This window comes from Paenibacillus sp. JCM 18996 (genome assembly GCF_055392555.1).
Genome location: NZ_AP043884.1, coordinates 3,026,285 through 3,051,109, shown reverse-complemented (window position 1 = coordinate 3,051,109; position 24,825 = coordinate 3,026,285). Strand labels below are relative to the sequence as shown.

Below are 24,825 nucleotides of genomic sequence, written 5' to 3'. Positions count from 1 at the left end.
CAAAGCCGATATATTATCTATATCGGCAGGGATGTCGTTAAAATTTATGTTTGGATACTTTATCCAGATTATGAAGCATCGCCCCGGTTCCATTGACCACGCAATGCATTGGATCCTCAGCCACAATGACCGGCACCTTCAATTCGTCAGCCAGCAGCTGGTCCACGCCGTGAAGCAGGGCTCCCCCGCCTGTGAGGATCACGCCCCGGTCGATGATATCCGCCGATAACTCCGGAGGCGTCTGTTCCAGCACGTTCTTGGCCGCAGCCACGATGGAAGCGACGGGGTCCCACAGCGCATCTTGCACCTCAGCCGACGAGATGCTGATCGTCAGCGGAAGCCCGGAGACCATATCCCTGCCCCGGATATCCATACGCTCGTCCCGTCCTTCCGCAAACACCGTTCCGATCTTCAATTTAATATCTTCCGCAGTCCGTTCGCCGATCAACAGCTTGTACTTATTTTTGATAAACTTCGTGATCGCATTATCGAATTTGTCGCCCGCAATCTTAATGGAGGATGCCGTCACGATCTCCCCCATGGACAGCACAGCCACGTCCGTCGTTCCGCCGCCGATATCCACCACCATATTGCCGCTCGGTTGAAAAATGTCCATACCCGCTCCGATGGCGGCCGCCTTAGGCTCTTCCTCCAGGAAAACTTCCCTCGCGCCGCAGCGCTCGGCCGCTTCGCGGATCGCCTTCTGCTCCACGGAGGTTATGTTTGTGGGAGCGCAGATCAATATTCTCGGACGGTTGTACCATCCTCTGCCTCCCACTTTTTGAATAAAGTAGTTTAGCATCATTTCGGTTATTTCAAAATCCGCAATTACACCATCCTTTAATGGACGAATTGCAACAATGTTGCCCGGGGTGCGCCCCACCATGCGCCGGGCTTCTTCCCCTACGGCCAGCACTTTCTTCGTTTCGCTTTCAATCGCTACAACGGAGGGTTCGTTCAATACTACACCGCGCCCTTTTACATGAATCAGAACATTAGCTGTGCCCAAATCAATACCGATATCCTTGTTAAACATCTTCCTTTATCCTCCTAAGCTAAGCCAAACGGAGCCGGTTACCCCGCAGCTCTATGCCAACCGTTCATCCAGTAAAAGCGGGCGGATCTGTCATCTATGTGTATAATTCGCCATATAACGACAAATTTCCTCTTTTTTATGGATTGTATCCAACAAAATATTATACGGCAAGAGAATAAAGAGATGCAAGAGATCAGGCATTATAATTTGGCAGTAATTAACTGCTCCGCTGCTTTGGGGCTTCTTGTTTTCCGATACTTGATTTTGGTCGCTTCTCCTCCGCGAAGGTGGCGGATCGACTTGTGGTACTCCAGAATGTGCTTCACTTGGTTGGCCAGCTCCGGGTTGATCTCTGGAAGTCTCTCGGTCAAGTCTTTGTGCACCGTACTTTTGGAAACTCCAAACTCTTTGGCTATGGTTCTAACCGTGTGTTTTGTTTCCACCAGGCAACGTCCGATTTTAATGGTTCGCTCTTTGATGTAATCGTGCACTCCCCTCGCCCCTTTCCTCAAGCTAGTTTGGTACATTATATGAGGAGTGCCACCATATATTCTCTGTTTCCAAGCCTGACAAGCTCAGTTTGTCATAATTATTTTCATTTTCACTAAAAAAAAAGCAGCAGGGATCAAGTTTTCCCCACTGCTTATACGAGAAGATTTACTTCTGGCTAATCAACTGCTCCGGATTGACGGCGGCACCGTCGGCGCCTTGGCGAACTTCAAAATGAACGTGGACTCCCTGGTCCTTCTCCAGTTCACTGCGTCCCGCCTGGGCGATGGCATCGCCTTTCTTCACTTGGTCGTCTTTCGCCACTTTTACATCAGCCAAGCTCTGGTACACTGTAACATAACCGTTGCCGTGCGTGATTTCCACGATATTGCCCACCAAAGGATCCTTCTGCACGAGAGAGACTTTGCCGCTCATCGCTGCCAGCACATCGAACGGTTGGTTGTCGTTTCTGGCGAGGTCCACTCCAACGTGAGGAATCATGGTGTTGTCATACTCTACCATCGCGGTTTGTCTTACCTCGTTAGAGCCGTTCTTGTCATAGAAAGGAAGCACAACCTGCAGCTCATTCTTGTCCTTAACCGGCCACTGCATCGTTTCGGAGCTCGCCATAACCGGTGTGGAATCGGGTTTCGATACCGTGTCCGTTACGGATTTGCTGCTTGTCAGGCCTGTGGAATCCGCCGAATGGTTCTTTGTCCCGGAGCCTTGATAGACCCACATTAAGGTTAAGATAATTGCCGCAGCTGCCATGTACGTCGCCGGAAATACCCATTTCTTGGACAATAATCTTTTCCATCCAGACGTTGAAGCTTGTTGAGCTCCTTCTAGCAGTTTAGGAGACTCTTCTTTTTTTTCGTTTTTCTGGTTTTCATTCATTCTATCATCACCTCAGTAACTCATTGTTGCCAGAACCTGTTGTTTTATACTCAAGGGTGATAGATTTTTGAAATAAAATATAGAAGAGTTTCTCAGGAGCCTGTCAGTGCTGCCAGAGGAGGGGCTTGACTGATCTCTACCCCGTCGTAATAATACCGCAAAATTTGTTCCGCCGTGCTGCCTTCCTTGGCCATTCCGTTCGCTCCCCACTGGCTCATCCCGACTCCGTGTCCGTATCCGTAGGTTGTAACGATCAAAGAGCCGCCCTTCCGGCTCCAGTCAAATTGTGAGGAAGGCAGACCCAGCTTCTCTCTTACTTCCCTTCCGGTGAACACCTTTCCCGCTACATTGATTTTCTTGATCCGCTGTCCCTGGCTTTTCTCTAAAACTTTCATTCCAAAAGAATTCGCGCTGGCCGGAATGGCCGAACCTGCTCCAAGGCTTTGCAGCACATGGCCGATCGACAGCGTCGTCGTCTGTTTATATTCGGGGGAGTTACGGTCCCAAGGGCTTGGCACACTGCGCAGATAGGGGATGTATTCGCCCCAGTAATCTTCTGCATTTTCCGTATACCCGTTGCTTGTGGAGAAAAAGAAGGCTTGGATCGGCTTTCCCTCATACGTGATAATCTGCCCTTTCGTCTCCTCTACCGCCCGGTTCAGTTTGGCAAAGTAAGCGGCCTGTTCATCAGCGGACAATTTGCGGCGAAGCTCGTCCTCGGAAATAAAAGCCTGGTGCGCCACCGTATCGGTAATCCACGCCTCCTTGACGGGGACGCTGCTGAAATCGCGGTCCTGCAATCTGCGGATGAGGTAGGTCCTCGCAGCAATGGCCTGCGCTTTAAGGGCTTCCACTTCGAACTCCAACGGCATTTCAGCGGCAACTACTCCCCGGACGTAGTCCTCCAGAGGCAGGCTTTCCACTTTATGGGTTTGGCTTCTGTACACAGGAATAAGCACCGGTTTCTCTGCAGCCTGGGTATTCTCGGACGCTTGAACGGAGGGCCTCAAGGGTACTTGGGATTTGGGGATTTTTTTAACCAGCAAGCCCGGCACCAGGAGGGTGGCCGCCATAAAACCTATCATTCCAACAAACATCCAGAGTGCAAAATTCCGGTTCAACGCAATCTTCATACTTACCTCCGTCTTCTGCTTAAAATAGACCATGACCGTTGGCGGGAATCACTGACTCTTGCTTTAGGCTGTACTATTTTATGAGAGACAAGAGGCCGATAGAACAAAAATAACCCCACAAAGTGACGTGAAGCTTCGAAGCCTATGCCGGATACTTTGCGGGGGGCCCCAAAAGAATGCCACAAAAAAAGGCGCACTCTTCATTAAGAAGAATCCGCCTTCGTCAGTTTGTTTATGCCCAGGTCGGCTGCACGGTTAACCTGCCTGCATCTAGGGGCAGTTGGACGGGCGCCGGATCCGCCACTCTGAACAAGTCCGCGCCAAGCGCCCTGAACTTCTCTTCAATATCGATGTACCCTCTGTCAATATGGTGCAATCCGGTGATCTCGGTCTCCCCGTCCGCTATTAAGGCGGCAAGGATAAGAGCCGCCCCGGCACGCAGGTCGGTCGCACAAACGCTCGCTCCACTTAGCGGCACTTGGCCGGTGACGACTGCCGTCCTCCCTTCCACCTTGATTTGGGCGTTCATCTTCCTGAATTCCGCCACATGCATGAACCGGTTCTCAAAAACGGTTTCCGTCACGATGCTGGTCCCTTCTGCAGCGAGCAGAAGCGCCATCATCTGAGACTGCATGTCGGTCGGAAATCCCGGATGGGGCAGCGTCTTGACGTCTACGGCCCGCAGAGGCTTGTCGGCTCTTACAAGTATGCCGTTCTCTTCGTCAATGACCGTTACGCCCATCTCCTGCATCTTGGATATAACCGGAGTGAGATGGTCTGAGATGGCGCCCTCAATGTAGATTTCGCTGCCTGTGATAGCCGCCGCCATCATATAAGTACCCGCTTCCACCCGGTCGGGTATGACCGTATGTACAGCGCCACTCAGTTTTTCCACTCCGTCGATGCGGATTACGCCTGTGCCCGCTCCCCGTACAATGGCACCCATAGCGTTCAAATAGTTGGCCAAATCAACGATTTCCGGTTCTTTGGCGGCATTCTCGATAATGGTCGTTCCTTCCGCGAGAGTCGCCGCGCTCATAATATTCTCCGTTGCGCCGACACTGGCTACATCCAGATAGATTTTGGCGCCGCGCAGACGCCCTTTTACCCTAGCCTCGATAAACCCTTGCCCGAGCTCAATTTCCGCGCCCATTGCTTCGAAGCCTTTCAAGTGCTGGTCAATGGGACGGGTACCGATTGCGCAGCCGCCCGGCAATGAAATTCTTGCCTGGCCCAATCTTGCGAGCAGCGGCCCCATAACGAGGAAGGACGCTCTCATTTTACGGACCAGATTATATGACGCTTCACATGTGTGAATCTGTTCCGCATTGATTTTTACCGTTTCGTTTCTATATTCTAGTTGAACCCCCAAGCTTTGCAGAACTTGGTTAATCGTCATGACATCATCAAGTGGGGGGGCTTCAAGAATTACGCTTTGCCCCTCCGATGCTAACAGAGACGCCGCCAATATTGGCAGAACTGCATTTTTGGCACCGCTCACTCTCACACTACCCGACAATTTTTTACCACCGCGGACGATTATTTTTGACATACGAGGTCCCTCCGCGCCCAAATTTTATTTGTATTTATTCACAGTTCGATACAGACTTAATTAGTCTACCATTCGCTTGTTTTAACCGGCAACTGAGAACACTTGGAAATTGGCTGTTTTTCGGGCGCCAATCATACTATTCGTATGGAGAATCCGATTTGATACGGTAGTATTATCCATTGTTTACAAATTGCCATATTGTTATTCTCTTCTCCCCCACTTCCTGGCTTTACATCCCCCCGAAGGAACCGAACGACAATTTCCAATATTCGATAAAAAACTGTGCGATACCATATCCCAATACAATGGAGAGAAGAAGCTGCAAAATTTTTCCCTGCACACTTCTTGGCCTTACAAGCAGAATGTCGAAACGGAGGGCCTGCAGTGCCCACCAGGAAAGGCTTATACTTGCAAGGATTATGATAATGTGTATTACCCTGATCCAATAAATAGGAAACGCGGCCATTGGAAAATAGTTCATATCCTTCCCCTTCCCGATCTCAAAATTTGGGTTAACAATACAACAAATTCGGCCCTGGTCGTATGCTGAGTGGGGCGGAATGTCCCGTCGGGAAAGCCTTTGATCCATCCTTCGGCTTTGAATTGCTTAAGGATCCCTTCCCCCGGATGGCCTTTGGGAATGTCGTTGAAAGGCGGGAAGCCTCTGTACTTTCCTTTATAATTCAGGCAGTTTGCGAGCAGCTGGGTCATCTCCAGCCGGTTAATCGGCTCGTCGGGCACCAGTGTACCGTCAGGGTATCCCTTGGTAATACCCGCTGTCACTGCCCTTGCGACCATATCGTAAGCCCAATAGGTCCGGGGAACATCAGAGAAGTAAATTTCGTTTTCCCTGGTCAAGCCAAAAGCATCCACGAGAATCGTCAAGGCTTCGGCTCTCGTTATTTCTTTGTCGGGATGGAACATGAGGTCTTCCTGGCCTTTTACCAAGTGCTTCGCGCTGAGCTCCAGGATCGCATTCGCGGCCCAATGTCCCGCCACATCCACATACCCGCCGAACAGCGGCCTAATGTCAGCCTTGAGCAGATACATTTGATTGTCAAAAGGCGAGTCGGTATGAAGCTTGATGTAATAGTCTCCGGCGGCAAGCCTCAGCTTGCTTTTCCACTGAGAGTTTTTCACCTCGTAAGAGTTGATCGGATTAATATTGCGGTCATAAACCGTCACGGCCACCGGGTGTCCGTCAGGTATATTGCCCAGATTGATTTCCAGCAAGCTCTCTCGATCCAAAGCCGCCCTGAACCAGTCTTCATCCTCCACCGTATCTAAAATTCCTTTGTATTCCGTGCCCGATCCCAGTGTTGTCGCTTCATAGGGCTTATCGTTCGGTTCGTTCGGGTCGATGTATTTCATGTTGTATTCCAGGCTGAGCGTGTATTCGCCTGTTATGGGCACGGCATTTCCCTGGGCATTGCTGACGCGGATATAATATTCGCCCGGTAAAATGTTCATCAGCTGGCTGGTTTCCGTTACTCCGTCGCCGCCCTGGTCAATTATCAGAGGTTTGCCCCCTTTGGGCTGGATATAGAGGACAGGATCCATCCGTCCCGTATCGGTGCTCACCTTGACGCGCAAAGTGCCGGATCTTTCTGCCACAAATTTGTACCAATCCTGGTCGTCCGCTTTTTCGAACGCTCCTTTGATCTCTTTGGTATTCGGAGGCAGCGTATAAGCGGTAGATTGGCTTTCATTTCCAGCATAAGCGTCCGGACCGATCGTAAAGTTCGTAATCAGCGAGTACGGCACCGGGGCTGTCATGCTTAAATTCGCGGGCAGCTTGCTCTGGCTTGCACCGCCAGTTGTGGCCGGCGCTTGCCCGGTAGACGGGTTCGATTCTGCAGCGAGCTGCAGCATCAAGTAGCCTTTGCCCTTGGATACGGGAATGGAAACGGACTGCTTGCCCTTTACAAAATAAGTCTTCGGTTTGCGAGCCCCGCTGGCGTAATAGGTGATTTGAACGGATGTGTTGTCATTTGTCGCCAGCTGCAGCTGGACGGTGCCGTTATAATCGGATTCCAGCCGGAACCAATCCTGATCGGCCGGACTGCTGAACTCGGCGTCTATTTTCATATTAATAGACAGCGCTTTGGCCTTGTCTATTGAATTGTTATCCTCATACATATCCGCAGTGTAGGGTTGCGTCAAAGCGCGGTCCGCCCGGAGCAGGCCGTAGCCCGTTTTCGGATCCCATCCGGGCTCGCCGATATCCTGCGCCGTTTGGCGGAGAAGATTGCGGATTTGGGCAGGCGTCATATCCGGATATTTGCTCCAGGCCAATGCCGCGACCGCAGCCACTTGAGGGGCAGCCATAGAGGTACCGTCCTTGTATTCATAGCCTCCGCCCATCGCTGTCGTAAATACGTCCCATGGAGCCACTATATCCAGTTCCGGTCCGCTGTTCGATTTGGGGTGGGCTTTCAGGTCTGCGGTGACTCCGCCCACGGCCATGACAGTCGGATAGGCGGCCGGATATTTCACGGTCATTCCTTCGTTGCCCGCGGCCGCAACGATCAATACCCCTTTGTCATCCGCATACTTTACCATATCGTACATAAAAGGGGAATATTTATTGAGTCCCAGGGACAGCACCACTATTTTCGCACCGTGATTCACAGCATACCGGATGCCTTCCCCGAGCTTGGCTTCTCCTCCGGTGCCGTCCGCCTCTAACGCTTTAATCGGCATAAGGCGCGCATTTGCGGCGATTCCGGCTATCCCTTTGTCATTGTTTGCATTTGCTGCGATGATGCCCGCAACGTTGGTTCCATGTCCATTGTCGTCCTTAGGCGGCAGGGAAGGGAAGAGCAGGTTGCTGCCGTCCCCGATTCTTCCTTCCAAATCCGGGTGCTTCAGATCCACTCCCGTATCTACAACCGCCACCGTAATTGGCTTCTGGTTTAAAGGCACGTCCCATGCTTCTTCGGCGTGGATTTGCTGCAGATATTTTTGCTTTACCAGCAGAGGGTCGTTTGGAACTGCAGTAACCTGTACCTTTGTATCGGGCTGCAGATAATCCACTGCTGGAGATGCGCTCCATTTATCGAGCCAGCTTTGTTGCTGCCGGGAAGATTTGGGCCGTGCGACAACGATGCCGAGCTCACGGAATTCGGTGACCACTTTGCTTTCTTTCAGAAAAGACGGTTCCACCCCATTCTTCCACTTTATGATCCAGGAGGAAACCGCCGCCCGATTTATCGTATCCGCATTTGATTTCCTTGTGATAGAGGCAACCGGCCCACCGGTATTAAACGCCAACAGCAGAAAGCAGATAAACAAGAGTATATATTTTTTAAAATTCATAGGATCAAGCCCTTTTAATCTTTTTTATATCGGCGCACACCCTAATATTCTACCTGATTTGATGGAAAAAGCATAGAAACCATCCGTCCGTGAAGACAAAAAAACCTTTCCCTCAAGAGGAAAGGCCCGGCCCTGTCCGGCAGTTACGTCTATAGAATAAACAAGTCTTTCTGGTAGGTAAAAATCGTTTCGATAAACCGCAGCATCGTCTGTGGAAAAAGCCCCAAAAGCACCGAAGCTGCAGCACAGAGCCAGCAGGTTAATCCCAGAAGGAAAGGAACTTTCACTTCTGAGGGCCTGTCATCGCTGCGCATAAACATTTGGCGGATAAGTCCGAAATAATAGTAAAAGGAAATGACGCTGGTTACGATCATAATCGCCGCAAGCCAGTAGTGGTACGTTTGGACCGTCCCGAGCATGATGTAGACTTTACCGAAGAACCCGGCGGTCACCGGAATGCCCGTCAAGGACAGCACAAGCAGAACCACCGCTGCGGCCGTAAAAGGCGCGCGATAGTACAATCCCGCAAAGCCGCTGAGCTCCTCGTGCCCGTTAGACTGCTCCATCAGGATAATGACGGCGAACATTCCGATGTTCATCAGCGCATAGGCTGTCAAATAATATATGAACTCCGAGAAGTTGGCATAATGCAGAATGGCGAACTGGTTTGCGATCGGCACAAGCAAATAGCCCGCGTTAGCAACTCCGGACAAAGCCAGCAGCCGTTTCATGTTGGTCTGCCTTAACGCCGTCACATTGCCTATAACCATGGCGATGGCCGCCAGAACCATCAAGGACAAGGAAACATCCTTGGTCATATTGGCAAGCTCCGCTCCGGAAGGTTGGTTGAACAGCACCTTGATCGCTTCCACGCCGAACATCCCGTATATGATCCGGAACAGCATGGCAAACCCCGCTGCTTTGGAGACGACCGCCAAATAGGCCGCAATAGGTGTCGGTGCCCCTTGGTACACATCAGGCGCCCACATATGAAACGGAGCCGCAGCTATTTTAAAGCCCAAGCCCGCGAGCAGCAGGAAGAAAGCGACATACAACAGCGGCAGCATCGCCGTCGAAGCGTCCGGCAGAGCCGCGCTGATCTGCCGCAGATTGGTCGAACCGGTAATTCCGTACAGGAAGGACATTCCATACAAAATTACAGCGGAGGATACTCCGCCAAGGACGACATATTTAAAGGCGGCCTCGTTGGAGTTCGTATTCTTTTTTCGCATCCCTACCAGAATGTAAGAGGTAATGCTCAGCAGCTCTAATCCAACGAATAATGTGATCAGGTCCCCCGAGCTTGCCATCACCATACCGCCCAGCGTAGCAGGCAGCAGCAAATAGTAATATTCGCCTGTGTGGGGAATGTCGCCTGTGTTGAGAGAACCCAGGCTCATCAAGATGATCAGCGCGGTGGAGCCGAGCAGCACCAGTTTTATGAGGCCCGCAAAATCATCCACCCGATAGCTTTGGTTCAAAAGCTGGACCGGCAGTTCAAGGTTCAATTGGAAGCAGACCAAGATGAGCGAGGCAAGAACCCCGGCAAGGGAAAGCCAACCAAGAAAGCTGCGGTTTGCGCTGCGGGGAAAAACCAGGTCTATCACCGTAAGCGCAACCGCCACAAATACGATCGTTAATTCAGGCCAAAGATGAGCCAGATCCGCTAATTGAAGCCGTACTTGTTCCACAGCTCTAACCTCCTATCTTCGCGGGCATGGTTTGAATGATATGGTCAAAGCTGCTCACGGTCTGCTGCATGATCCCTGTGAGCGCCTGAGGATATACGCCCAATAGGAAGATAAATGCAACCAGCACGATCATTGGGATAGCCTCCATCAGCCTTGCGTCCTTAATCGATTGGTACGAGGCGGCCATGGGGCCGAACGTAATTCCCATTACTCCGCGAAGCATGTAAACTGCAGTCAGAATAATTCCGAGCGCTGCAATCGCAGCGGTGATTTTGGCTTTCTGGAACAGCCCGAGGAACGAAAGGAATTCGCCCACGAACCCCGACAAACCGGGAAGTCCCAGCGAAGCCATACCGGCTACCAACAAAATTCCGCTCATAAACGGAATAGAGCTTGACAGCCCGCCCAGCTGATCGAGCCTAGTCGTCTGTGTCCTCTCATATATGCTGCCTACAAGCAGGAACAGCAGAGCGGAGATAAGTCCATGGGAGACAAGCTGCACCATGGCGCCCTCCAGGCCGACCGGATTTAAAGCGGCGATTCCTATAAGAACAATGCCCATATGCGAAATACTGGAGTAGGCCAACATGAGCTTGAACTCATTTTGCACAAAAGCCAATACGGCACCGTACAGAATATTGATCACACCCAGGACGGCCAACAGCCAAGCCCACTGCCTAACCTGCTCCGGAAACATCAGCACGCCGAATTTGATCAACCCATAGGCTCCCATCTTCAGCAGGATACCCGAGTGAATCATCACGATCGAGGGCGGCGCTTCCGTATGTACCTTGAGCATCCACGTGTGAAAAGGGAAGATCGGAAGCTTGATTCCGAAAGCGGCGAGCAGCAGAAGGAAGAGGATCCCTCTGGCCGTTCCGCTCAAGTAGAATGGGTTGGAACCGTCCGGACTTGCTTGATTGACGAAGCTGTCCGCTTTTTGCAGCAAGTTATCCATCATGATCTGCCAGTCGGAGGTGTAGAAAACGGTGAAGCCCCCGGCCTTATCCTGCTGCACGATCCCGGCCGTACTAATGAGGATGAGGAAGACTATAAGCATAATAGCGGAGCCCAGCCCGTTATAGATCAGGAACCGGTTCGCGGCCCTTTCCCTGTCTTTGTAGCCCCAGATTCCGATCAGGAAGAACATCGGGACCAGCGTAACTTCGAAGAACAGGAAGAACAGCACCAGGTCCTGCGCCATAAACACACCGTACATTCCGGTCTGGAGCAGCAAAAACATAGTGTAGAACGTTTTCCATCTCTTTTTGATATGAATTGAGGCAAAGGCCGCCATAACCGAAACCAGTCCGGTGAGCAAGACGAGCGGCAAGGACAATCCATCCAAAGCAAGATGATACTTAATTTGCAGGAAAAAGGAAGTCAAGTCCTGGTTCAGGGGCTCCTTGTTGAGCGGGATATTAATCCAGTCGAACTTCTCTCTGTACTGCATGCCTTCCAGGTTCATATTGAAATCGGTATAAATCCATGCGCTTAGGATTAGCGGAAGGATCGATACGCCTATGGTCACATTTCTCAGCAGTCTTCCTTTTTCCTTGGGCAGGAAAAGGAGCAGCAGCATTCCGATAAAAGGAATAAACGCGACTAGAGAAAGCAAGTGTCTGTCCATCCTAGATGAACCTCCTTCCGGCCAGAGCGAGCATCAATACGATTAACCCCAGCAGAGTAACAAGGCCATAGGTCTGGACCTGGCCGTTCTGCACCCGGATGCCGACTTTGCCCAGCCCCACGGTGGAAAGGATCGACAAACGCACTAAACCGTCGATGATCCACTTGTCGAACCAGTTGAAAAAAGAGCCGACAGCCTGCAGCGGTTTAACAATAACAGCCTGATACAGTTCATCGATATAATATTTGTGGTGTACGATCCGGTACAAACCGGGCGCAGGGCCGGAGACCAAATCTGCAGGAACCGACTTCTTGCCGTACATCAACCAACCCAAACCGATTCCCGCCACACCTGCAATATTGGACAACAGCATGACGGCAATGTTTGCCTCTTCATGGACCGTTTTCCCGGTCAGCCAGGACCCGAGCCATGGATTGAAAGGAGTGAACACGAAACCGGCTAGAACCGCCAGCACAGCCAGGACGACCAGCGGCACCGACATGGAGGCCGGGGATTCATGAGCTTCACTTTTAAATCGGGGCCTGCCGAGAAAGACGAGAAAGAACAGCCGCGACATATAGAAGGCGGTGAAAAATGCCGCAACCAATCCGATCAGGAATAACCCCATATGTTGATGATACGCTGCAGCGAGAATCGAATCCTTGGACCAAAATCCCGCAAAAGGGAAAATACCGGACAACGCCAGCGCACCGATGGCAAACGTCCATGTCGTGATCTTCATACTGCCTGCCAGTCCGCCCATTTCATGAATGTCCTGAGTATGTACCGCGTGAATGACGCTGCCCGCTCCCAAGAATAATAATGCCTTGAAGAACGCATGAGTAAACAAATGGAAAATACCCGCCGTATAACCCGCTTCCGTACCTAGTCCGAGCGCCATCATCATATAGCCCAGCTGGGAAACCGTGGAATAAGCCAGGATCCGTTTAATATCGTTCTGGGCCGTACCGATGGTAGCCGCGAAAATAGCGGTAAAACCGCCGATACAGGCAACAATGAGAAGGGCATCCGGAGACGCTGCGAAAATATCGTAAGTCCGGGCTACCAGGTAAACCCCCGCAGCGACCATCGTAGCGGCATGAATCAGAGCGGAGATTGGCGTGGGGCCTTCCATCGCATCGGGCAGCCAGGTGTGCAGAGGGAATTGGCCCGATTTGCCCACAGCTCCGATGAAAATAAGAATCGCGACCCAAGTGAGGGTCTCACCTGGAATTTTGCCCCCGGTCACCGCATTATGGATGGAATTGAAGTCCAGAGCATGGTCAGGCATGACCCAGAACAATAAGAGGATCCCGAGGAATAAGCCCACGTCCCCTATGCGGGTGACGATGAATGCCTTCTTGGCGGCCGCCCTCGCTTCCGGCTTGGTGAACCAGAATCCTACGAGCAGGAAGGAGCAAACGCCCACGAGCTCCCAAAATATGTACAATTCAAGCAAATTTTCCGATATGACTAGACCCAGCATCGAAAAAGTAAACAGCGAAATGTAAGAAAAAAACACCGTGATCCTTGGATCATCCTTCATGTAACCAACGGAATAAATATTGACCGCAAGCGCGACTAGAGTGACGATCAGCAGCATTAGCGCGTTCAAATTCGTCACTTCGTAACCTATATGCAGCGTATAATTCCCTGCTTTTATCCAGTCGATTTGGTTCCAAGTATAATTAGCGGCCCTTTCTCCGGTGCGTGCGGCAAAAACCGCTGCGGAAAGAAGAAACGAAAGCGCGGCAGCCGCTGCACTGATGCCGGGCCCCAGGCCTCTGGACGAGCGTCCGAAAGCGACGAGCGCCAGGAAAGCAGCCAGCGGAAACAGCGGAATGAGCCACACATAGGTTGAATAATCCGGTACCATGGATTGTCTGATCCTCCTTCATATTGCAATTCGTCCGTTCCGGCAACCTGAAGACTTACCGCTTCATGGAGTCCATCTCATTCACATCCGCAGTGCCTTTATTGCGGTAGAGCGCTATCAGTATAGCGATTCCAACCGCTGCTTCCGCCGCCGCAACCGAGATGGTAAACAGAGAGAAAATTTGTCCCGTAAGGGAAGGCCTGACTCCGAACTTGGAGAAGGCGATCAAATTCAAGTTTACCGCGTTCAGCATTAACTCTATGGATAATAGCACAATTACCGCATTTTTCTTGGTCAGAGCACCGTAAAGCCCGATACAGAAAAGAATCGCTCCCAAGGTCAAGTATGGCGTAGCTGTAGCAACCAAGCTTATTCCTCCTCTCTTTTGGCTATAACGATGGCTCCTATAAAAGCAACCGTCAGCAGCACCGACATAATCTCAAAAGGAATCGCGTATTCGTTGAACAGCCTCTGCCCGATTTCCATCGTATTCTTCTCGACTGGTACATATTCGCCTGAAGGGAGGCTCGATTTTTGAATCGCATAGAACAGTATCCCGAGCAGCCCCAAGGCCCCTACCGCTGTCAAAATATTGTGCGCAGGCCGCTTAGGCTTCTGTTCCTCCCCTTGATGCCTGGTCATCATGATACCGAAGATCATCAGGATCGTAATTGCGCCCGAATAAATCAACACTTGGACAAAAGCGATGAACTCCGCGTTCAGAATAACATAAAGCCCGGCCAGGCTGATGAAAGTCAGCGATAAAGCCATCACCATATGCACAACTTTTGTAAAACTGATCATATAAATCGCGCCGCCAATGGCCAAAAAAGCGAAAATGAAGAATGCGATGTTGCTCCCGCTTGAAAAAAACGCAGCCCCATTCCCAAACATATCTATTTCGCCCCTCCTTTGACGGGCAGCGCGGAGTTGTTGTTCTCCTGTCGCACGTTGGTGTTATTTTCATTCAACCACTGCATGTTTTTGAATAGTTCATCCCGGCTGTACGCGCTCAGCTCAAAATTGTTCGTCATCACGATCGCTTCCGTAGGGCATACCTCCGTACATAAGTCGCACAGAATGCAAATTTCGAAATTGATATCGTACGTGTCGATGACCTTTACCTTTTTCTCGGGATCCGGGTTGGCCTTTCCTGTCAATGTGATGCATTCGGTCGGACAAATTCTCACACACTGGTTGCAGACGATGCACTTTTCCGGGTCAAAATACTGTATTCCGCGGAAGCGGTCCGGCATATCGAGCGGCACGTCAGGGTAATTGTACGTAACTTTTTTTTGGGTCATACTCTTCAGCGTTACCCCGAGTCCTTTTACGATCCCCTTCATTCGATAATCCCCCCTTGCTCTTCAGGCTTTATGATAAAAACTGAATGTAGACAGCGGTAATGAAAATATTGAGCAGCGACAACGGCAGCAACACCTTCCATCCGAAGCTCATCAGCTGATCCACCCGGATCCTGGGCATGGTCGCCCGAAGCCAGAACAGGAAGAAGACGACGGCGGAGAATTTCAGCACAAACCAGATGAGGCCCGGAACCCAGCTCAGGAAGGCAAAAGGAGCATGCCAGCCGCCCAGGAACAGCACCGTAGTTAAAGACGCGATCGCAAAAACGTACACATACTCGGCCAGCATGAAAAAAGCGAACCGGAAGCCGCTGTATTCCACGTGATAGCCCGCTACCAGCTCGGATTCCGCCTCGGGAAGGTCGAAAGGCGTGCGGTTCAGCTCGGAGATAGCTGCAATGATGAACACGACAAACCCGATAATCTGGGGCAGGAAGTTCCAATGCCAGAATCCGCCTTCCTGTGCGATAACAATCTCCCTCAAACTTAAACTGCTGCTTGTCATAATAACGCCGATAACGGATAACACAAGCGGAATTTCATACGAGATCATCTGGGCGGCGGAGCGCATTCCTCCTAGCAGGGAATATTTATTATTCGATGCCCATCCGCCCAACACTATCCCTATCGTAGAGATTCCGGATAAAGCCACATAATACAGCAGACCGACATTCAGATCCGCGTTGTACAGGCTGTACGTGAAAGGAATCGTAGCAAGTACGACGAACGCGGGAACAAAGGTGATGATGGGCGCCAGGATGAACAGTTCCCTGTCCGCTTTGGCCGGTATTGTATCCTCTTTAAGCAGCAGCTTGAGCACGTCTGCCACCGATTGCAGCAAACCTAACGGTCCCACCCTGTTCGGTCCGATGCGGAACTGCATCCAGCCGATCACCTTGCGTTCGAAATAAATCGCATAAGTGACGAACCCGAGCACAATTAACAGCATAACGACGCCCCAGAAGGCAAATATGAGAAAATGCGTCCATGTAAAACCCTGATTCAGCAGATTGGCCATCAGCAGTCGACCTCCCCAACGACAATATCGATTCCTCCCAGGATGGTGATCAGGTTCGTCATGCTCTGCCCCCCCAGCAGTTTGGGGAGAATCTGCAAATTCACAAACGACGGGCGTCTGAATTTCAGACGGTATGGCTTATCCTTGCCTTTGGATACGATATAGCAGCCGATTTCTCCTCGCGGGGATTCAATTCTCGCATATACTTCGCCTTCGGGAGGACGTACCACTCTGGGCACTTTCCCCATAATTTCGCCCTCCTCAGGGAACTGCTCCACTGCCTGTTCCAGAATCCGCAGCGACTGCCGGATTTCCCCCAACCGGACAAGGTAACGGTCATAGCAGTCCCCGCCGCCTCTGACCACCGTATCGAATTCGAATCGGTCGTATATGCAGTAAGGCTGGTCTTTACGCAGGTCCCAGTTCACTCCGGTACACCTTAAGTTGGCTCCGCTTAACCCGTATGCGATCGCGGTATCCGCGTCATAACGGCCGACGCCTTTAATCCGTGCCAGAAAAATTTCATTCCCGCTCACCAGCCGGTCATACTCATCCAGCTTATCTTTCATATAAGGAATGAATTGCCGTACCTTTTCGATCCAGCCCTCGGGAGCATCCCACTTTACTCCGCCTACTCGCATGTAATTGTAAGTCAGACGGGCTCCACACAGTTCATTGAACAAATCGATGATTATTTCCCGGTCGCGAAAAGCAAACAGGAACGGGCTCATCGCCCCAATATCCAGCAGGTAAGTGCCCCACCATACCAGATGGGATGCGACCCGCTGAAGCTCCATCACTATCAGTCTAAGAAACTCTGCGCGCTCCGGTATCTCCAGTCCCATCAGCTTTTCCACGGCATGAACCAGCACGTAATTGTTGGTCATGGCGGAGACATAGTCCATCCGGTCGGTATAAGGAATGATCTGCGTATAAGTGAGGTTTTCCGCCAGCTTTTCCGTTCCCCGGTGCAAATAACCCATAACCGGCGTGGCCTCGGTGATCATCTCTCCGTCCAGCTTCACAATGATCCGAAATACTCCGTGCGTACTTGGATGCTGAGGCCCTACATTTAGTAAAAGTTCTTCCGTCCGTATCAAACTGTCACACCTCCGGATCAAACGGTTCGTAATCTTTGCGCAGCGGGTGGCCTACCCAGTCGTCGGGCATCATGATGCGCCTTAGATCCGGATGCCCGTGGAAATGGATTCCCAGCAGATCGTATATTTCCCGTTCATTCCAATTGGCTGTAGGCCACACCGGGGTCACGGAAGGAATCGCCGCCGCTTCGCGCTCCGTCTTCACTTTAAAGCAGTAATCCTGCTTGGTCTCCAAAGACAGCATATGATAAGCCACCTCCAGATGAGTTTCCTGGTCTGTGCCCGATACATTGCGCAGGTAGTTCATTTTCAGCTCCGGGTGGGACAGCAGCAGTCTAGCCGTTTCCAGCCAAAATTCCTTCTGTATAACCACATAGGGAAGGTGTCCGTCCCGCTCATTGATAAAAGCTTGCTCCACAGTGGAGGCACCGACGTTCTCTTTAATGATCCCGACCAGCCGATCCAAAATGGGCTGCTTGGGGGAAGGAGCCTTGGGCGTATCGCTCTCCGCATCCGTTTTGGCAGCTCTGGCGCTTGCTCTTGCCGCCCGGGCTTCGGCAGCCGCTTTACGCTTGGCTTCTTTCTCGTCATCCACAGGCCCACTTGGCTGCTCCTGATTATCCGGAGGCGTGTTCTCATCGGTCATCGATTCGTCACCTGCTTCCCGGTCCTCGCTTCGTAGCGGATTTTCTCCTGCAGCTTATTGATCCCATAGATCAAAGCAGCCGGATTAGGCGGACAGCCCGGTATGTAAACGTCGACAGGCACCACTTGGTCCACACCTTTTACAACGGCATAAGATTTAACGTAAGGCCCTCCTGCAGTTGCACAGGAACCCATGGCTATAACCCATTTGGGCTCGGGCATCTGCTCGTACAAACGGCGCAGAAGAGGAGCCATCTTCTTGGTCACCGTGCCGGCGACGATCATGACATCCGACTGTCTCGGCGATGTCCGGAAGATGACCCCGAAGCGGTCTAGATCATAATGTGAAGCGCCCGTTCCCATCATTTCAATCGCGCAGCACGCCAGCCCGAATGTGAGCGGCCATAAAGAGTTGCTGCGTGCCCATGCCTTCAGCTGATCCAGAGTAGTCATAAACACATTGCGGTCCAGTTCCTGTCTTTCTTCAGGCGAAATGTTTTCTAGATTGAAGTCCATTGCAGCACCTTCTTCTTCCAGGCGTATAGTAATCCCACTAACAATAAGGCGATAAAAATGAACATCTCCACTAACGCAAATAAGCCAAGCTTCTTGAAAGCTACGGCCCATGGGTATAAGAAAACGGTTTCCACATCAAAAATAACAAACATTAACGCAAACAGATAATAGCGGATATTAAACCGGACATGGCTTTCCCCTACTGGTTCGTTTCCGCTTTCATACGTGGTGTACTTCTCTTCCACGGGCTTGCTGGGGCGCAGCAGACGGCCCATGGTGAGTGCTGCGATAGGGAGCAGAATCCCCAGCACGATAAAGATAGCTACGATGACATAATTGTTGGTGTACATAGAAACCGCATCGCCTCCGTACAATTCATCCGATTGTATAAAACTGGGTAATGGTATCTTTAAATTATAGCAAATGAAAAAAAAGGTGTCTAACAATTTCCACCAATTCTATTTTATATTCATTTGAAAGCTCGGAAAAAACAAAAAAAAAGACTGCTAACCGGTAGCAGTCTTCCCCATCACTTTCTATTTTCATGAACGTTAAGACGGTTAATCGCTCGCTGCAAAGCCAATTCGGCACGGCGATGCTCGTACTCATCTTTGCCCAACAAGCGTTTTTCAGCTCGTTCCTTAGCTGCGCGAGCGCGTTCAACATCTATCTCTCCGGGCAATTCGGCGCTCTCAGCCAGAATGACAACTTTGTCCTTGCGCACTTCCATAAAACCGCCGTTGACGGCCATATGCTCGTCACCGTCGCTTTTCTTAATGACAAGAGGCCCAATTTTCAAAGGTGTCACCAGAGGTATATGTTGTGGAAGAATACCCAGATCGCCCTCTACACCCTTGGCGATAATCATATCCGCCTCTTCGGCGTATACCTTCCGTTCAGGAGTTACAACTTCCAGCAGGAATTTACTCACCTTGATACCTCCTAAGAGCTTTGCGGAGCAAAGCTGACTTCGTAAGCATTCACAGAGCTTTGCAGGGCAAAGCCATAAGCGTGATAAGCTTGCGCCCGGATCCTGATTAATCCGGGCGGCTAAGCCAAATTACATATTTTTCGCTTGCTCGATCGCTTCTTCGATGGTTCCTACATAACGGAACGCGCCTTCCGGAAGGTTGTCATGCTTGCCTTCAAGAATTTCTTTGAATGAACGAACAGTTTCTTTAACCGGAACATATTTTCCCTTAAGGCCGGTAAATGGTTCCGCAACGTGGAACGGTTGGGACAAGAAGATTTGAATCTTTCTTGCGCGCTGTACCAGCAATTTGTCTTCATCGGACAATTCGTCCATTCCCAGGATCGCGATAATATCCTGCAGCTCTTTGTAGCGCTGAAGAATTCTTTTCACACCCTGAGCTACATCGTAATGCTCTTGGCCGACGATTTCTGGAGCCAGAATTCTTGAAGAAGACGCGAGCGGGTCAACCGCCGGGAAGATACCCATCTCGGAAATTTTACGCTCCAGGTTGGTTGTCGCATCCAAGTGAGCAAATGCTGTTGCAGGAGCCGGATCCGTGTAATCGTCCGCAGGAACGTAAATCGCCTGAATTGAAGTAACGGAGCCTTTCTTCGTAGAGGTAATGCGCTCTTGCAGCTGGCCCATTTCAGTTGCCAAAGTCGGCTGATAACCTACCGCGGAAGGCATACGGCCTAACAGCGCAGAAACCTCGGAACCGGCTTGGGTGAAGCGGAAGATGTTATCGATAAAGAGCAGAACGTCTCTGCCTTCTTCGTCGCGGAAATACTCGGCCATTGTCAAGCCGGACAGAGCAACGCGCAGACGCGCACCCGGAGGCTCGTTCATCTGGCCGAAGACCATCGCGGTTTTACTGATAACGCCGGAATCTTTCATCTCATGGTAAAGGTCATTTCCTTCACGGGTTCTTTCCCCTACGCCCGCGAATACGGAAATACCGCCATGTTCCTGGGCGATGTTGTTGATCAGTTCCTGGATCGTTACCGTTTTACCTACACCGGCACCGCCGAACAGACCGATTTTACCGCCCTTCGTATATGGAGCAAGAAGATCAATAACTTTAATGCCCGTTTCAAGCATCTCCGCTTGAGTGGACAACTCGTCATAGCTTGGAGCTTCTTTGTGGATTTTGCTTGTCAAGGTACGATCCACTTCGCCGTTATTATCGATCGGATCTCCCAAAACGTTGAACACACGGCCCAAAGTTGCCGCACCTACCGGCACGCTGATCGGAGCGCCTGTATCGACTGCCTCCATTCCGCGTACCAATCCGTCTGTAGACGACATCGCAACGCAGCGAACCACATTATCTCCCAAATGCAAGGCTACTTCAACGGTCAGGTTGATGTCGACGTCGCCTGCCGCTTGTGCTTGTCTTTGAATTTTAATAGCGTTCATAATATCAGGCAGCTGTCCACGTTCGAACTCAATGTCGACAACCGGGCCTGAAATAACCACAACGCGTCCTTTGTTCATCTTTTTCCCTCCTAAGAGTTTGCGTAAGCAAACTTTCTTCATAAGCATATAATCAATCGATAGCCAAACTAGCCCTGCGCCGCGTTCGCACCTGCAACGATCTCGGTAATTTCTTGAGTAATCGCTGCCTGGCGGGCACGGTTGTAGATCAAGGTATAGCTGGAAATCATCTTGCTTGCGTTCTTCGTTGCGGAGCCCATCGCGGTCATCTTAGCACCGAATTCGCTCGCTTTACTTTCCAATACGGCGCTAAAAATCAATGTTTCCGCATATTTCGGCAGAAGCACTTCAAGAACTCCCTCAGCCGAAGGTTCATATTCATAGCTCGCTGCGGTTGAACTTCCGGAAACGTCATCGAGTGGAAGCAGCCTCTTCTCAACCGGAACCTGAGTAATGGCATTGACAAACTGGTTATAGACAAGGTACAACTCGTCATATTGGCCTTCTTCGAAAAGACGTACTGCCGAAGCGGCAATATTCTTGATATCGGCGAATTTCGGAGCATCGGAAAGTCCGGTCACTTCTTCAACGATAGCGATATTGCGTCTTTTGAAGAAGTCTCTTCCCTTACGTCCAATGACGAAGATAGTGTATTCATCCGGGGATTTATGCTTATCCCTGATGGTGTTCATCACCTTACGCAGCACGTTGGCGTTATAACCGCCTGCGAGCCCGCGGTCCGATGTAATCACGAGGTAGCCTGTCCGTTTAATGTCTCTGGATTGAAGCATAGGATGCTTTATCCCCTTCGATCCCGCTGCGATCGACCCGATCACTTCCTTCAGCTTGTCCGCGTAAGGGCGGGAAGCTTCTGCGTTCCTCTGGGCCTTCTTGAGGTTGGAAGCGGCGATCATTTCCATTGCTTTGGTGATCTGCCTTGTATTTTGAATGCTTTTGATCTGGCGCTTAATTTCGCGCATACCTTTTGCCATATTGTTTCACCACCTTAGAGCTCTACCCGAAGGCGAGCTAACTTCGAAAGCGTTACTGAGTTGACTGTAAGCCACTTACTTCGAAAGTGTTACGCCGCTCACCGTGAGAGCAGTTCCTTGGCCCATTTAACCTGACTTCGCAAGTTTTACCAAGCCTACTGAGGGGCAAGCCGAAATACAGGAGTGGCAGCGGACAGCCCGACGAGCCGTACCGCTCCCGCCTATCTGTCAAACGGACGTTGCGAAGCCTTTTCTGAAGTTCTCGATCGCTTGCTTTAGAGCATTTTCGTTGTCCTCTTTCAAATCCTTGGTGTCGCGGATGGAAGCCAGAATTTCAGGGTGGGTCGTATCGATGAACGCCAGGAACTCTCTCTCAAAACGGCTAACGTCAGCAACCGGAACTTCGTCCAGGTAACCTTTTGTCGCCGTGTAGATGGAGATAACCTGCTTTTCAACCGGCAGCGGTTGGTTCACGCCCTGCTTCAAAATTTCCAGCGTACGAATACCGCGGTTCAGACGGGCTTGGGTCGATTTGTCCAAATCGGATCCGAACTGGGCGAACGCAGCGAGCTCACGGTATTGCGCAAGGTCCAGACGCAGTGTGCCGGCAACCTTCTTCATCGCTTTGATTTGAGCGGAGCCACCTACACGGGATACGGAGATACCTACGTTAACCGCAGGACGCTGACCGGAGTAGAACAAGTCGGACTCCAGGAAGATCTGTCCGTCGGTAATCGAAATTACGTTCGTAGGAATATAAGCCGAAACGTCGGATGCTTGTGTTTCAATGAACGGCAACGCGGTTAAAGAACCTCCGCCAAGCTCATCGTTCAATTTGGCAGCGCGCTCCAGCAAACGGGAATGCAGATAGAATACGTCCCCGGGATAAGCCTCGCGGCCCGGAGGGCGTCTAAGCAGCAAGGAAAGCTCGCGGTATGCAGCGGCTTGCTTGGACAAGTCATCATAGATAACAAGCACGTGCTCGCCTTTGTACATGAAGTACTCACCCATAGCGCAGCCTGCGTATGGAGCCAGATACAGCAGCGGAGCCGGTTCGGAAGCACTCGCTGTAACGACGATAGTGTAATCCAAAGCGCCGTTGCGGCGAAGAGTTTCCACAACGCCTGCCACTGTGGATTGTTTTTGTCCGATAGCTACATAAATACATTTTACGCCGTTGCCTTTTTGATTAATGATCGTATCGATGGCAATGGCTGTTTTACCTGTTTGGCGGTCACCGATAATAAGCTCGCGCTGTCCGCGGCCGATCGGCACCATGGAATCGATCGCCTTGATACCGGTCTGCATAGGCTCATGTACGGATTTACGAGCCATGACGCCTGGAGCCGGCGACTCGATCGGGCGGAATGCGGTGGTCGCAATCGGTCCTTTACCGTCCAAAGGTTGTCCCAGAGGGTTAACTACACGGCCAAGCAAAGCTTCGCCGACCGGTACTTCCATAATACGGCCAGTACGTTTGACCTGGTCGCCTTCGACAATATCCGTGTAAGGTCCAAGAATAACGATACCGATGTTATTTTCTTCGAGGTTAAGCGCCATGCCCATTACACCATTGGAGAATTCCAACAATTCGCCGGCCATAGCGTTCTCTAATCCATGGGCGCGGGCAATACCGTCACCGACTTGAATTACAGTACCAACGTCATCTACTTTAAACTCCGTCTCAAAACGTTCAATCTGCTGTTTAATGAGAGTGCTAATTTCTTCAGGTCTGATACTCAACGAACCTCACCCCTATCTATAAAACTTGAGTTTCTTGCAAAGATTTGGACAAGCGCTGCAGTTTGCCGGACAAGCTTCCGTCATATATACGGTCGCCGATGCGTACCTGCATGCCTCCGATTAAGCTTTGGTCGATCACGTTGTTCACACGGATCGTTTTGCCGGTCAATTTACTGAACTTCTCCGCTACCTTACCGGCATCGCTTTCCGACAAGGGGTACGGAGTATATACGGTTGCTTCGGCCTGGCCCAGCGCTTCATTGGCAATGGCCACATAGCTTTGAAGCATATTCTTAAGCAGCGATTCTCTTCCGCTTTCGATCAAAAGCAGGACGGAGTTCAACACCACCGGAGAAGTTTGGCCTTCCAGCAGCTTTTTGACAATGTCCTGCTTCGTCGATACCGGGACATTGGGAAGCTCGATCAGTTTGTGCAGATCATCGTTCTGTGTGAGCAAATTCACCGCAAAGGCAAGCTCTTCTTCCACTTTGGCGATAGCCTGCTGCTCCTTGGCGGTTTCGAATAACGCTCTGGCGTATCTCTTGGCTACGATGATGTCACGGCTCATACGTTGCCTCCTACCACTTTCAGGTAATGGTTAACGAGCTCGGCCTGTGACTTTTCATCGATCTGCTTCTCGATAATTTTGGAAGCGATCAATACGGACATGGCGCTGACTTCACTGCGCAGAGCGGCTACCGCTTTATTCTTCTCGCTTTCGATGTCGCGGACCGCTTCTTCTTTCAATCGCACCGCTTCCGCCTTGGCCTGCTCAACAATATCGTCCGCCTGCTTGGTGCTGGTCAGCTTCGCGCGCTCGATAATTTCGTACGCTTCTTTGCGGGCATCCTGAATCGCCTGCTTCTGCTCGGCCAGGAACTGTTCCGACTGCTGACGGCTGCTCTCCGCGCTCTTGATTTGATCCGCAATAAATTGCTGACGCTTCTCCATAATGCCGAACAAAGGACCGAAAGCGTATTTTTGTAACAGGAAATATAAAATCCCAAACGCAACTAATGCAAAAATGAAGCTTGAAAATACAAAATGCATCTAAGGTCACTCCCTTCTGAGAGGTTTACACAAAATGAAGGCGTGGAGGCTTAGGCTTCCCCGCCAGGTTACATCTTATTAACGAAGTACGAAGGTGAAAAGCAAAGCGAATACCAGGGAGATAACAGGAAGTGCCTCTACCAGACCGACCCCGATAAACATCGTTGTTTGAAGAGTGGAGCGAAGTTCAGGCTGACGAGCGATTCCTTCTACTGTACGTCCTACGATCAGACCGTTACCGATACCTGCGCCCAGTGCGCCCAGACCGATTGCAATTGCTGCTGCTAGAAATGTCATGAAAAAAATCCTCCCTAAAAGGTTTTATTTGTTTTTTATTTAATCCCATCTCATTGCCTTCACAGGCGAGC

General features: G+C 50.9%; 25 protein-coding genes. All 25 read right to left on the bottom strand.

The features are described 5' to 3' along the window. Positions 1-37: 37 nt before the first annotated feature. The 25 genes from mreB to atpE all read right to left on the bottom strand — a co-directional run bounded on the left by mreB (position 38) and on the right by atpE (position 24,754). A complete protein-coding gene (gene mreB / locus ACZ5N7_RS15015; protein ID WP_464655278.1) occupies positions 38-1,036 on the bottom strand; it encodes a rod shape-determining protein MreB in 999 nt (332 codons plus the stop codon). 200 nt (positions 1,037-1,236) lie between these two features. Then, positions 1,237-1,527 carry a sporulation transcriptional regulator SpoIIID gene (gene spoIIID, locus ACZ5N7_RS15010; protein WP_464655276.1) on the bottom strand — a complete coding sequence of 97 codons (291 nt, stop codon included), beginning with the start codon at positions 1,525-1,527 and terminating at the stop codon, positions 1,237-1,239. A 166-nt stretch (positions 1,528-1,693) separates the two neighbouring features. Next, positions 1,694-2,422 (bottom strand): peptidoglycan DD-metalloendopeptidase family protein, encoded by a 729-nt coding sequence (locus tag ACZ5N7_RS15005; protein WP_464655274.1) that lies wholly within the window; start codon positions 2,420-2,422, stop codon positions 1,694-1,696. A 92-nt stretch (positions 2,423-2,514) separates the two neighbouring features. Further along, the gene (gene spoIID, locus ACZ5N7_RS15000) at positions 2,515-3,555 is read right to left on the bottom strand and encodes a stage II sporulation protein D (protein ID WP_464655273.1); all 1,041 of its coding nucleotides are present in this window, start codon (positions 3,553-3,555) and stop codon (positions 2,515-2,517) included. A gap of 232 nt (positions 3,556-3,787) precedes the next feature. After that, positions 3,788-5,107, bottom strand: coding sequence for a UDP-N-acetylglucosamine 1-carboxyvinyltransferase (gene murA / locus ACZ5N7_RS14995; RefSeq protein ID WP_464655272.1), 1,320 nt, complete (start codon positions 5,105-5,107; stop codon positions 3,788-3,790). A 229-nt stretch (positions 5,108-5,336) separates the two neighbouring features. Continuing rightward, complete coding sequence (locus ACZ5N7_RS14990; protein WP_464655270.1) at positions 5,337-5,588, bottom strand: DUF1146 family protein; 252 nt, start codon at positions 5,586-5,588, stop codon at positions 5,337-5,339. After that, a complete protein-coding gene (locus tag ACZ5N7_RS14985; RefSeq protein ID WP_464655268.1) occupies positions 5,585-8,425 on the bottom strand; it encodes a S8 family serine peptidase in 2,841 nt (946 codons plus the stop codon). Before ACZ5N7_RS14985 ends, ACZ5N7_RS14990 begins: the two co-directional genes overlap by 4 nt. A 149-nt stretch (positions 8,426-8,574) precedes the next feature. Next, a complete protein-coding gene (locus ACZ5N7_RS14980; protein WP_464655267.1) occupies positions 8,575-10,116 on the bottom strand; it encodes an NADH-quinone oxidoreductase subunit N in 1,542 nt (513 codons plus the stop codon). 4 nt (positions 10,117-10,120) lie between these two features. Then, entirely contained in the window at positions 10,121-11,746 is a 1,626-nt protein-coding gene (locus ACZ5N7_RS14975; RefSeq protein WP_464655265.1) for a complex I subunit 4 family protein, read from the bottom strand. A gap of 1 nt (position 11,747) precedes the next feature. Continuing rightward, the gene (gene nuoL, locus ACZ5N7_RS14970; RefSeq protein WP_464655263.1) at positions 11,748-13,622 is read right to left on the bottom strand and encodes an NADH-quinone oxidoreductase subunit L; all 1,875 of its coding nucleotides are present in this window, start codon (positions 13,620-13,622) and stop codon (positions 11,748-11,750) included. Between the two features lie 55 nt (positions 13,623-13,677). Beyond that, a complete protein-coding gene (nuoK, locus tag ACZ5N7_RS14965) occupies positions 13,678-13,989 on the bottom strand; it encodes an NADH-quinone oxidoreductase subunit NuoK (protein ID WP_464655261.1) in 312 nt (103 codons plus the stop codon). Between the two features lie 2 nt (positions 13,990-13,991). Beyond that, positions 13,992-14,516, bottom strand: coding sequence for an NADH-quinone oxidoreductase subunit J (locus tag ACZ5N7_RS14960; RefSeq protein WP_464655259.1), 525 nt, complete (start codon positions 14,514-14,516; stop codon positions 13,992-13,994). Between the two features lie 2 nt (positions 14,517-14,518). Next, on the bottom strand, positions 14,519-14,968 hold the full coding sequence (nuoI, locus tag ACZ5N7_RS14955) for an NADH-quinone oxidoreductase subunit NuoI (protein WP_464655257.1): 450 nt from the start codon (positions 14,966-14,968) through the stop codon (positions 14,519-14,521). 28 nt (positions 14,969-14,996) lie between these two features. Then, entirely contained in the window at positions 14,997-16,004 is a 1,008-nt protein-coding gene (gene nuoH, locus ACZ5N7_RS14950; protein ID WP_464655256.1) for an NADH-quinone oxidoreductase subunit NuoH, read from the bottom strand. Continuing rightward, on the bottom strand, positions 16,004-17,104 hold the full coding sequence (locus ACZ5N7_RS14945) for an NADH-quinone oxidoreductase subunit D (RefSeq protein ID WP_464655255.1): 1,101 nt from the start codon (positions 17,102-17,104) through the stop codon (positions 16,004-16,006). The genes nuoH and ACZ5N7_RS14945 overlap by 1 nt, the downstream gene beginning before the upstream one ends. 4 nt (positions 17,105-17,108) lie before the next feature. After that, complete coding sequence (locus ACZ5N7_RS14940; protein ID WP_464655253.1) at positions 17,109-17,750, bottom strand: NADH-quinone oxidoreductase subunit C; 642 nt, start codon at positions 17,748-17,750, stop codon at positions 17,109-17,111. Next, entirely contained in the window at positions 17,747-18,265 is a 519-nt protein-coding gene (locus ACZ5N7_RS14935; RefSeq protein ID WP_464655251.1) for a NuoB/complex I 20 kDa subunit family protein, read from the bottom strand. The genes ACZ5N7_RS14940 and ACZ5N7_RS14935 overlap by 4 nt, the downstream gene beginning before the upstream one ends. After that, the gene (locus ACZ5N7_RS14930; RefSeq protein WP_464655249.1) at positions 18,250-18,615 is read right to left on the bottom strand and encodes an NADH-quinone oxidoreductase subunit A; all 366 of its coding nucleotides are present in this window, start codon (positions 18,613-18,615) and stop codon (positions 18,250-18,252) included. Before ACZ5N7_RS14930 ends, ACZ5N7_RS14935 begins: the two co-directional genes overlap by 16 nt. 179 nt (positions 18,616-18,794) lie before the next feature. Further along, a complete protein-coding gene (locus tag ACZ5N7_RS14925; RefSeq protein ID WP_464655247.1) occupies positions 18,795-19,196 on the bottom strand; it encodes a F0F1 ATP synthase subunit epsilon in 402 nt (133 codons plus the stop codon). Between the two features lie 129 nt (positions 19,197-19,325). Next, positions 19,326-20,732, bottom strand: coding sequence for a F0F1 ATP synthase subunit beta (atpD, locus tag ACZ5N7_RS14920; RefSeq protein ID WP_464655245.1), 1,407 nt, complete (start codon positions 20,730-20,732; stop codon positions 19,326-19,328). Between the two features lie 68 nt (positions 20,733-20,800). After that, positions 20,801-21,664, bottom strand: a complete 864-nt coding sequence (gene atpG, locus ACZ5N7_RS14915; RefSeq protein WP_464655243.1) for an ATP synthase F1 subunit gamma — start codon at positions 21,662-21,664, stop codon at positions 20,801-20,803. A 228-nt stretch (positions 21,665-21,892) separates the two neighbouring features. Next, on the bottom strand, positions 21,893-23,407 hold the full coding sequence (gene atpA / locus ACZ5N7_RS14910) for a F0F1 ATP synthase subunit alpha (RefSeq protein WP_464655241.1): 1,515 nt from the start codon (positions 23,405-23,407) through the stop codon (positions 21,893-21,895). A 16-nt stretch (positions 23,408-23,423) separates the two neighbouring features. Next, positions 23,424-23,975 carry a F0F1 ATP synthase subunit delta gene (locus ACZ5N7_RS14905; RefSeq protein WP_464655240.1) on the bottom strand — a complete coding sequence of 184 codons (552 nt, stop codon included), beginning with the start codon at positions 23,973-23,975 and terminating at the stop codon, positions 23,424-23,426. Then, positions 23,972-24,457 (bottom strand): F0F1 ATP synthase subunit B, encoded by a 486-nt coding sequence (gene atpF / locus ACZ5N7_RS14900; protein WP_464655238.1) that lies wholly within the window; start codon positions 24,455-24,457, stop codon positions 23,972-23,974. The genes ACZ5N7_RS14905 and atpF overlap by 4 nt, the downstream gene beginning before the upstream one ends. A 78-nt stretch (positions 24,458-24,535) precedes the next feature. Next, the gene (gene atpE, locus ACZ5N7_RS14895; protein WP_464655236.1) at positions 24,536-24,754 is read right to left on the bottom strand and encodes a F0F1 ATP synthase subunit C; all 219 of its coding nucleotides are present in this window, start codon (positions 24,752-24,754) and stop codon (positions 24,536-24,538) included. Between the last annotated feature and the right edge of the window lie 71 nt (positions 24,755-24,825).

Bases quoted from the DNA above. Each gene is read 5' to 3' on its own strand.
- mreB (WP_464655278.1), bottom strand. From the start codon at position 1,036: ATGTTTAACAAGGATATCGGTATTGATTTGGGCACAGCTAATGTTCTG.
- ACZ5N7_RS15005 (WP_464655274.1), bottom strand. From the start codon at position 2,422: ATGAATGAAAACCAGAAAAACGAAAAAAAAGAAGAGTCTCCTAAACTG.
- spoIID (WP_464655273.1), bottom strand. From the start codon at position 3,555: ATGAAGATTGCGTTGAACCGGAATTTTGCACTCTGGATGTTTGTTGGA.
- murA (WP_464655272.1), bottom strand. From the start codon at position 5,107: ATGTCAAAAATAATCGTCCGCGGTGGTAAAAAATTGTCGGGTAGTGTG.
- ACZ5N7_RS14990 (WP_464655270.1), bottom strand. From the start codon at position 5,588: ATGAACTATTTTCCAATGGCCGCGTTTCCTATTTATTGGATCAGGGTA.
- ACZ5N7_RS14985 (WP_464655268.1), bottom strand. From the start codon at position 8,425: ATGAATTTTAAAAAATATATACTCTTGTTTATCTGCTTTCTGCTGTTG.
- ACZ5N7_RS14975 (WP_464655265.1), bottom strand. From the start codon at position 11,746: ATGGACAGACACTTGCTTTCTCTAGTCGCGTTTATTCCTTTTATCGGA.
- nuoL (WP_464655263.1), bottom strand. From the start codon at position 13,622: ATGGTACCGGATTATTCAACCTATGTGTGGCTCATTCCGCTGTTTCCG.
- ACZ5N7_RS14960 (WP_464655259.1), bottom strand. From the start codon at position 14,516: ATGTTTGGGAATGGGGCTGCGTTTTTTTCAAGCGGGAGCAACATCGCA.
- nuoI (WP_464655257.1), bottom strand. From the start codon at position 14,968: ATGAAGGGGATCGTAAAAGGACTCGGGGTAACGCTGAAGAGTATGACC.
- nuoH (WP_464655256.1), bottom strand. From the start codon at position 16,004: ATGGCCAATCTGCTGAATCAGGGTTTTACATGGACGCATTTTCTCATA.
- ACZ5N7_RS14940 (WP_464655253.1), bottom strand. From the start codon at position 17,750: ATGACCGATGAGAACACGCCTCCGGATAATCAGGAGCAGCCAAGTGGG.
- ACZ5N7_RS14935 (WP_464655251.1), bottom strand. From the start codon at position 18,265: ATGGACTTCAATCTAGAAAACATTTCGCCTGAAGAAAGACAGGAACTG.
- ACZ5N7_RS14930 (WP_464655249.1), bottom strand. From the start codon at position 18,615: ATGTACACCAACAATTATGTCATCGTAGCTATCTTTATCGTGCTGGGG.
- atpD (WP_464655245.1), bottom strand. From the start codon at position 20,732: ATGAACAAAGGACGCGTTGTGGTTATTTCAGGCCCGGTTGTCGACATT.
- atpG (WP_464655243.1), bottom strand. From the start codon at position 21,664: ATGGCAAAAGGTATGCGCGAAATTAAGCGCCAGATCAAAAGCATTCAA.
- ACZ5N7_RS14905 (WP_464655240.1), bottom strand. From the start codon at position 23,975: ATGAGCCGTGACATCATCGTAGCCAAGAGATACGCCAGAGCGTTATTC.
- atpF (WP_464655238.1), bottom strand. From the start codon at position 24,457: ATGCATTTTGTATTTTCAAGCTTCATTTTTGCATTAGTTGCGTTTGGG.
- atpE (WP_464655236.1), bottom strand. From the start codon at position 24,754: ATGACATTTCTAGCAGCAGCAATTGCAATCGGTCTGGGCGCACTGGGC.